Genomic DNA, 6,103 nt, shown 5'->3' with positions numbered 1-6,103 from the left:
CCCCCCGCCGTAACCCCCCCCTGCCCCCCCCCACCCCCCCCCCCCCCCCCCCCCCCCCCCCCCCCCCCCCCCCCACCCCCCCCCCCCCGCCGCCCACGGCCCCCCACCCCCCGACCCCCCCGAGCAACGCGCCGCCGCCGTCCGCACCGCCTTCGAAGGGCTGCGCCAGATCCGCCGCATCACCCAGGGCTCGGAGAGCACCCCCGCCCCCTGGGAACTGCGCCAGTTCCCCAACGCCGTGGCCCTCGCACTGGAGGCCGCACCCCTGCCGCCCTCCGCCACCGCCCCCGACGGCACCCGCACGGCCACCGGCTACCGCGTCCGCCCGGGGGACGAGCCGCACACCGTCGCCGTCGAATGGCTGGGCCCGCCCGGCAGCGGAGCCGCCGCCGACGAACGCGACCGGCTCACCCACTGCACCGACGTACTGACCGCCCTCGGCTGGGACGCACTCCTCTACCGGGGCCCGCGCCGCCGCTGGTTCGTCGAAGTTCGCCCACCGCACGGCACCACCACCGCGTAACCACCTCCGCAACCGCCCCACACAGCCACCCCCGGCAACCACCCCCGCCCCGAAACACCAACGGCCCCGGCCGCCCCCAAGGGGGCCACCGGGGCCGTCGGGCCGTCGATCCGCCAGTTACCCGCGGCGAGCCGCAGCGTCAGCCGGACCAGACACCTGCCCATCCCGTACCGACTCCACGGAATCCACCGAATCCACGGACTCCACCGACTCCACGGACTTCCCGGACGTCGCAGACTTCGCGGATTCCGCCGCTTCCGCAGCCTCCGCCTCCTCCGCGAGCCGCTCCATACCGCTCGTCGTCTTCAGCGGCTTCTCCTTGATGAAGATCACCGCGACCAGCGCCAGCGCCGCGAACGGCGCCGCGATCAGGAAGAGGTCCGCCGTCGCGAGCCCGTACGCGTTCTCCACGATCTCGCGGATCGGCGCCGGCAGCTTGGTCATGTCCGGCACGGACGTCTCGCCCCCGCCGCCGGGCGGCACCGGAATGCCCGCCTCCGTCATGCCCTTGGTCATCTCGGTCGCGACCCGGTTGGCCAGCACCGCACCCAGCGCGCTGGTACCGATCGTGCCGCCCATGCTGCGGAAGAACGACAGTACGGACGTCGCGGCACCCAGCTCGGTGGCCGGAACGTCGTTCTGCGCGGCCAGCACCAGGTTCTGCATCAGCATGCCGACGCCGATGCCGAGCACGGCCATGTACAGGCTCAGCAGACCGAAGTGCGTGTCGGCGTTGATCGTCGACAGCAGGGCGAGGCCCGCGGTCATGATGATCGCGCCCGCGACCAGGTACACCTTCCACTTGCCTGTCTTGCTGATGATCTGGCCCGCGATGGTGGAGGAGACCAGCAGACCGAGGATCATCGGCAGGCTCATCAGGCCCGCGATCGTCGGCGACTTGCCCAGCGCGATCTGGAAGTACTGCGAGAGGAACACGGTGCCGCCGAACATGGCCACACCCACGAGCAGGCTCGCGATGGTGGTGAGGCTGACCGTCCGGTTGCGGAAGATGGTGAGCGGAATGATCGGCTCCGCCACCCGCGCCTCGACGAACACCGCGGCGACCAGCAGCAGCACACCGCCACCGGTCAGGGCGGCCGTCTGCCAGGAGGCCCAGTCGAACTGGTGGCCCGCCAGCGAGGTCCAGATCAGCAGCGCACAGACACCGGCGACGATCAGGAACGCACCCAGGAAGTCGATCTTCACTTCACGGCGCACGGTCGGCAGCTTCAGCGTGCGCTGGAGCAGGAAGATCCCGAGCAGCGCGAACGGAACACCGATGAAGAAGCACCAGCGCCAGCCCAGCCACGAGGTGTCCACCAGCACACCGCCGACCAGCGGACCGGCCACGGTGCCGACCGCGAAGACCGCGCCGAAGATGCCCGCGTACTTGCCGAGCTGACGCGGCGGAATGATCGCGGCCATCACGACCTGCGCGAGCGCGGTCAGACCACCGGCGCCGATGCCCTGCACGACGCGGCTGAAGATGAGCAGCCCCACCTCGTGCGAGAACCCGGCGAGCAGCGAGCCCACCACGAACATCACGAGGGACAGCTGGAGCAGCAGCTTCTTGTTGTAGAGGTCCGAGAGCTTGCCCCACAGCGGCACGGTCGCCGTCATGGCCAGCAGCTCGGAGGTGACGACCCAGGTGTACGAGGACTGGCTCGCGCCGAGGTCCGCGATGATCCGGGGGAGTGCGTTGGCCACGACCGTACCGGCCAGGATGGCGACGAACATGCCCGCCATCAGCCCGGACATGGCCTGGAGTATCTGCTTGTGGTTCATGGAGGTGGGCGCCTGGTCGGGCGCCTCGATTGCAGTCAAGGTGTCCTTCTTAGGATGTCGATCCGAGGATCGGGCAGGAAAAGCCGGGAAGGCCGGGGGCCGACCGGGAGGGCCGGGGCCGGGGGCAGGGCGTCCGCGGGGCGGGGCCGGCGGACGTGCCGCTGTCGACGGCCGTCCGGGTCACCGGGTGTCCGGCGTGTCCGGGGGCGTCATGCCGGACGTCAGATGGGCGAAGGTCGCGCGGAAGACCTCGGCGAACTCGACGTCCGGGGTCCGCTCGCACCAGTCCTCGATGGAGGTCCGGATGGCGGCGGTGGCGACGGAGGCCACCAGCCGCGGATAGAGCCCGACACGGTCTCCCGCCGCGCTCCCGAGCCGGTCGGCGACCGCCTGCGCGAGCTCCCGCTCCTCTGCCATGTGGGCCCCCAGCCCACGGACGAGGAGGTACGGGGAGCGCTGGAAGACCTTGGCCCGCAGGCTCCAGACCTCGTGCCGCTCCGCGACGTCCGTCAGTTCCGCGAGGAACGCGTCGCGCAGCACCTCCAGGACGGGGATCTCCGCCGGCGCCTCGCGCAGCGCACGCCTGATCCGCTGACCGACCTCCGCGTCGATCATGAGGAAGGCGTCGTCGTGGCTTTCGAAGTAGTTGAAGAACGTGCGCGGCGAGACCCCGGCGGCACTGCTGATCGCCTCGACGGTGACGTTCTCCGCACCGTGCTCGGCGGCCAGCCGCACGGCGGCTTCCGAGAGGGCCACCTTGGTGGCCTGCTTCTTGCGTTCCCGGAGTCCGGGAACGCCGTCCTTGCTCTTCACATATTGCAGATTACGCAAACATGCAGACCCTGCAAAATTAATTAGGGACGCCCCTGGTCGGCCCGGCACCCGTGCCGCCGGCACCGGCCGGGGGCGTCCTCAACGGGCCCTCGCCCACGGGGCCTTCGCGCGCTCGCCGGGAGACCGCGCCCGTACGGAGCTCTGCCGGGCGGGTCTCAGCCGAGCTGCCACCGCTGGTTGTCCCCGCCGTGCCACGGCCACTGGACGATCCGGGCGCCGTCCGCCGTGGAGGCGCCCGCGACGTCGAGTACCTTGCCGGAGTGCTTGGCGATCAGCCGGACGAACTTGTCGCCGACCCCCTCGACGCGGAAGCGCTGGTTGTCGCCCCCGTTCCACGCCCACTGCACCAGGGGCGTGCCGTTCGCCGACGACGCACCGTACACGTCGAGCACCTTGCCCGAGTGCGTGGCCACCAGCCGTACGTACCCGTCGCCCAACTGCTCGACCAGAAACTCCTGGTTCGCCCCGCCGTGCGGCAGCCACTGGACGACGGGCGTCCCGTTGTCCAGGGACGCGCCCCGCACGTCGATCGCCCTGCCGGAGTGCCGGGCCAGCAACGGGGTGCCGCGATAGGCCCAGCGCTGGTTCCTCCCCCCGTGCCACGGCCACTGGATGAGCGCCGCCCCGTCGTCGCGGGCCCCGCCGGACACGTCGACCACCTTGCCGGAGTGCTTGGCGACCAGCCGAACGTCACGGTCGCCGGCCGCCTCCAGCCGGAACCGCTGGTTGTCCCCGCCGTTCCACGCCCACTGCACGAGAGGTGTGCCGTCCGCCGTCGAGGCGTTGCTGACGTCCAGGACCTTGCCGGAGTGCCGGGCGACGGCACGCACGTATCCGTTGCCGACCGCCTCCAGCCGGAACCGCTGGTTGTCGCCGCCGTGGAACCGCCACTGGACGGCGGCCACCCCGTCGCCCGCACTGGCACCCCTGATGTCGGCGACCTTGGAGGTGGCCCGGCTGATCAGCGGGGAGTCCAGCCAGAGACCGAGATGGGCCGGGGTGAAGGGACAGAACGCGAAGTCGTTGCCCCGCATCAGACAGGCGACGCCGCCGCCCTGGGCGCAGTTCTCGCAGTTGCCGTTCGGCATCCCGAACCGCCCCCAGGCGCCCCCGCAGTCGCACCCGCTGCTCGCGTACTCGTCCGGCGCACCGAAGACGTGCCCCGTCTCGTGCGCGAAGACCCGGTCGATGTTGTCGGGACCCCAGCCGTCGTTGGCGTAGTCCATGACGAGGTACGGACCACCGATGAAGGCGTACGCGAAGTGGTTCAACGGGTACTTGGTGAAGAAGGCGACGTACGTCCACCGGGTCCCGAGGGTGCCGCGCAGGTGTTCCGCGTACTGCAGGACACCGGTGCCGCCGGCCGGGTAGCCGAGCGCCGCGAGCGCGGGATCGCGCCAAAGCGCCTCCAGGTCACCGGCGTTGGGGTCGGGCGCCACCGTCAGCGGCACGACGTGCACGTCGTAGTGGAAGGACGGCGCGGCCTGCGGGGCGGCGGAGGCCAGCCAGCCCAGCCCGTTCTGCACCTCGGCGACCACCTTGGTCCGCTCGGCCGCACTGAACTTCAGCCCGGCCGTCGGCCCCTCGACGATGACGATCCCGACCGCCACGCTTCCTTCCAGGTAGGAACTGGTCGGTCCGGCCGCGCCCGGACCCAGCGACGCCCGGATGTCCTCCGGCCGGGGCACCACCGAGGTGCACCCCGCCATGTCCCAGCTCTCCCCGCTCCGGGGCCTGGAGCGCTTCGCCGACCGGTACGCGGCCGACTCGCGCAGCCGCAGCGCCTCGACCCCCATCAGCTCCAGCGGACCGAGCGCCGCCACCTCCGGCTCACTGAGACCGGTCGCCGACCGCAGTGGCACCTCCTCGCGCGCCGCCCCGTCGCCCGGTGCCTCCTGCCCGGAGTCGTCCGGGCGGCGCTGCACGACGCCGACCCTGCCGTAGTGGTGCACCACCTGCCCGGCGCCCTCCGGCGCTGCGGCGGTGATCGTCGTACCGATCGTGATTCCCTCAAGGACCCGCAGGTCGCCTGCCATCGTCCTCCCCCTTCCTGACGGACCTCCCGACGGTCCTCCGCCCACCGGCGGACGGAGGCGCCGGATCTACGCCGTGCCACCTCCTGGGCGGTCGGGCGGCAGAAATCCGGGCGCATCCCAGCCGAGGCCCTCGCCGGGACGCTTCTTGGGGCGGGCCCGAGCCCGCCAGGCGGCCACGAGCAGCCGCTCCTCCTCGTCGAACCCGGCGGCACCGCCGTCCTCGGGCAGCTCCGCCTCCGGGTCCGTCCGTACGAGGGAGACGCCGGGCACCCCCCGCAGCGCCGCCACCAGCTCCGCGCCCCCGCCCCGCACCAGCACCAGCCGGCGCGACAGCACCTGGGTCACCCGGGCCACCGCGCGCAGCGCGGTCAACGGGTGCTCGCTGTCGGTCGCCCCTTCGGCCCCGGCGGTCGCGGAGGGCGGATCGAGCACGACCAGAAACTCGTCCACGGACATGGGCAACACCCCTCGTCACGGGGGAGTCTGCTCCGGCCCGCCACAGGCGGCAAGAACGGTGCAGGACAAGAACCCGCAGCCCAGGACGGCCCGACGGTCACCTCCGACGCCGCAGTGAGGTTGACGCGGCCCCGCTGGGTCCGTATAGTTCTTCGGGTTGTCCTATGTGAGCACCGGTTGCGACTGGCCCGGGACGACCATTCACAGAGCAGGAACACGAATCGAGACGCGACATCCGTCGCATTCTTTTTCGTGCCCCTATTTCGTGAATGAGGCAACCGAAACCCCGATTTGATTCGGGCGGCCGGAACCCGCTAATGTCTCACTCGTCGGAACGGCCCAACGGCCGGAAAGACAACCCAAGTTCGACTGGGAATCAGCACCGGAAACGGTCTGATAGAGTCGGAAACGCAACAACACAAAAGAAACACCGAACGAAAACGTCCGGAGGAAAGCCCGCAGGGGTGAG

General features: G+C 71.2%; 5 protein-coding genes. 1 reads left to right on the top strand and 4 read right to left on the bottom strand.

Annotated features, from left to right (window positions below; translation table 11 throughout):
• The first annotated feature begins 238 nt into the window (after positions 1-238).
• The gene (locus ACFYVL_RS44540) at positions 239-523 is read left to right on the top strand and encodes a hypothetical protein (RefSeq protein ID WP_389255905.1); all 285 of its coding nucleotides are present in this window, start codon (positions 239-241) and stop codon (positions 521-523) included.
• 117 nt (positions 524-640) lie between these two features.
• Here ACFYVL_RS44540 and ACFYVL_RS44535 read toward each other — a convergent pair whose 3' ends face one another.
• From ACFYVL_RS44535 to ACFYVL_RS44520, 4 genes are all read right to left on the bottom strand, one after another.
• Complete coding sequence (locus tag ACFYVL_RS44535) at positions 641-2,308, bottom strand: MDR family MFS transporter (protein ID WP_389255909.1); 1,668 nt, start codon at positions 2,306-2,308, stop codon at positions 641-643.
• Positions 2,309-2,488: 180 nt separating this feature from the next.
• Positions 2,489-3,130: a TetR/AcrR family transcriptional regulator gene (locus ACFYVL_RS44530; RefSeq protein ID WP_389255907.1), complete on the bottom strand. Its 642-nt coding sequence runs from the start codon at positions 3,128-3,130 to the stop codon at positions 2,489-2,491.
• 167 nt (positions 3,131-3,297) lie between these two features.
• The gene (locus tag ACFYVL_RS44525) at positions 3,298-5,178 is read right to left on the bottom strand and encodes an RICIN domain-containing protein (RefSeq protein WP_389255903.1); all 1,881 of its coding nucleotides are present in this window, start codon (positions 5,176-5,178) and stop codon (positions 3,298-3,300) included.
• A gap of 66 nt (positions 5,179-5,244) precedes the next feature.
• On the bottom strand, positions 5,245-5,634 hold the full coding sequence (locus ACFYVL_RS44520; RefSeq protein ID WP_389255901.1) for a hypothetical protein: 390 nt from the start codon (positions 5,632-5,634) through the stop codon (positions 5,245-5,247).
• Positions 5,635-6,103: the final 469 nt, after the last annotated feature.

Source organism: Streptomyces sp. NPDC004111 (assembly GCF_042874215.1).
Classification (GTDB): Bacteria; Actinomycetota; Actinomycetes; order Streptomycetales; family Streptomycetaceae; genus Streptomyces.
Note: the sequence above shows the minus strand (reverse complement) of the source record. Positions and strands in the feature narration are given on the sequence as shown.

Excerpts from the sequence above, each read along its gene's own strand:
- ACFYVL_RS44535 (WP_389255909.1), bottom strand. The coding sequence starts at position 2,308 with ATGAACCACAAGCAGATACTCCAGGCCATGTCCGGGCTGATGGCGGGC.
- ACFYVL_RS44525 (WP_389255903.1), bottom strand. The coding sequence starts at position 5,178 with ATGGCAGGCGACCTGCGGGTCCTTGAGGGAATCACGATCGGTACGACG.
- ACFYVL_RS44520 (WP_389255901.1), bottom strand. The coding sequence starts at position 5,634 with ATGTCCGTGGACGAGTTTCTGGTCGTGCTCGATCCGCCCTCCGCGACC.